Here is a 2222-nt window from a genome sequence, read left to right on the forward strand (position 1 = left end):
CTTCGCAGCCATGAGGACCCCGGGTGGCTGGCGGCCCTGGGCGGCATGCAATCCGGCCCCGACGCTGCGGATGCGGTTCTCACGTCCGAGTGGTCATTCAGCGTCCTGTGCTACGATGCTGCGGACCAGAATGCCCTATCTGGGGCGGAGACCGTCGCTCGCGTACTCGCCCGTCGCGGGCACATGCCCGTCCTCCTTGGGGCTGGGCCATTGACAGCCTCAATGGGGACGGCAGACGGCCAAAACCAAGCCGCACGACTCCTCTTACCGGTACCTGACCATAAAGACGGCCTCAACTCCGCCTTAGCCGCCACCGTAGAGACATTGCTCTCCTCGGTTATTTGCCGGGGGATTGTGGGAGTGGATGCGTCGGACATTTGGTCGGTGATTGGAGGCCCCAGCCCGGGCGTGGCCGTCCATACGGTCGCCGATCAGGGACAGCAGGCGGCAGCCTTCGGTCGCTCTGTTGTCTCGGCCGCTTACGAGGTGGGGGTACAACTCCGACCGGTACGCCGCCTGTTGATCAGTTCCGTGTTGACCCCGGATTGGAATCTCCGCGAGCTAGATGAATTCGCCACCACTGTCGCCGACGCCTTCGACGGCGCCGAAACCGCGATCATGTCCGCGGTGTGCGATCCGACCGCCGACACTAAGTCCGTGCTGCTTGTCTGCTCGTAGTCGGTGTGATGGCCGCGCCAAGCCCTAGCAGCGCGCGAGCGCAGTGAAGCCGGTGGTGCCCGCCTCGACGATCATTTGCACTTCGTTCCGCAGCATAGCGTCGGCGAAAGCCTTGCCTAGGTGGAACGTCCCACCATGGACCATACGGCTCCCGGCGTTGTCGCCCGCCTAACGAAGGTGGTGGCCCATCACGTCCCTCTGACGTTTGGGGTCCCGCAGCGCTTCCCGCTGCCGAGCGGCATGGACGGCCCGTTGTCGGCATTGCGGATGACGGTGCGGGCGTGCAAGCACTCGCCATCGGGATTGGCGGCAACACCCTGCGGCCGAACGGCTCCACCCTTCACATCGCGTGGTTGCTCCGGCCGATCCGTAGGAGATGGTAGGGAGCAAGGACGTGATCCGCGATCGGACTGGAAGCCGGCAGACGATCGGCACCGCGTTCGGAGGGAGCCGAAGGTGTTCTCCGGGGCTTACACATGCCTCTCACTTCAGGGCCGAGGCATGGACCGCGCCGCCTACGGTTGGGCGAAGGATAGTTGCTCGTGATAGTCATCAGGATCGACGGGGAGGCGTCCGGATCAAATTCATGCGCACCGACGACAGGCCCCTCGCGCGAACGATCTGCCGGAGTTCCCTTCTCGGTGCCCAGCCCCATGACCTCGCGAAAGTGGCTATCGCAGAAGTAGGCGGCCAGCGGACGACGGCTCGGGATCGGGTCGTCCGGGCGGATCGTCTCCTCGATCCTGTGCTTGGCCGGAGCCCCACATATGCGGCACCTCTCCTCTTTGAAGCTTCCCTGAGTGGATGGCTCGCCCCCCGCTTCCATGTTCGGCCTCCTCGATGAATTCCTGCACAGTCTTACACAGCGGCCCTATCGCCTGAGCGACTAACGCGATCGCCGTCCGATGCGCTCTCGCGTGCAGGCACAAGCGGCCGCGATCTCGGTTCGAGCGGAAGCGGAGCAGCGGGGTGAGCGTCGGCACAAGCTACTTGCAGACCTGCCCTGCCGGGCCTAGCCAAACGGGCCGCGGTCCTCTCTGCTCGAGAGGGCATTGCTCGGCGTAGATGCCGTGCGCCGGTTGCGAACCACGTTCAGTAAGCCGGCGCAGGTAGTGACCAGCGCCACCGCGGCGCCGACAAGCGCGGTTAAGATGCCTAGCATTGCTAAAAGGTTCGGGAGCAGGAGGGTGTAGTCGGCCAGGATGGGCGGGGTAGTCCCCGCACCTGCGGAGATGACCCGCACCTCTCCAAAGGCCACCAGCGCGAGGCCGAGCCCCAGCAGGGTGAGCGCGCGCCAAAACCATGTCCCGTACCAGCACCGCCCCGCTTCGCCCCTCTCCATGACCATAGCTCCCTCCGTCCTTGCTGAAGCAGCAGTGAGCACGGGCGGAGCCGCCATGTACGACCCACTCTTTTGGACGGTATTGGTCACGCTCCCCGTTTGGTGTCTCCATTCTCGGGCGGCGGCCTTTTGCCCTCAGCGGCCTCGCGCCCGTCCACACGCTTCGTCATGTGCGCCACCACCTGCTCCGCGGTGCCGTAAA

General features: G+C 65.1%; 2 protein-coding genes. One reads left to right on the plus strand and one right to left on the minus strand.

Annotation, left to right across the window (positions count from 1 at the left end):
* Nucleotides 1-678 (plus strand): hypothetical protein (locus EP26_RS37110; protein WP_043345212.1); only part of this gene is annotated, 678 nt, incomplete at its 5' end.
* Between the two features lie 1012 nt (nt 679-1690).
* On the opposite strand, the gene EP26_RS30565 is transcribed toward EP26_RS37110, so the two are convergent.
* Nucleotides 1691-2020, minus strand: coding sequence for a hypothetical protein (locus tag EP26_RS30565; protein WP_157033984.1), 330 nt, complete (start codon nt 2018-2020; stop codon nt 1691-1693).
* Between the last annotated feature and the right edge of the window lie 202 nt (nt 2021-2222).

Source organism: Belnapia moabensis DSM 16746 (assembly GCF_000745835.1).
Lineage (GTDB): Bacteria > Pseudomonadota > Alphaproteobacteria > Acetobacterales > Acetobacteraceae > Belnapia > Belnapia moabensis.

Coding starts and splice junctions, on each gene's coding strand:
- EP26_RS30565 (WP_157033984.1), bottom strand. CDS start 2,020: ATGGAGAGGGGCGAAGCGGGGCGGTGCTGGTACGGGACATGGTTTTGG.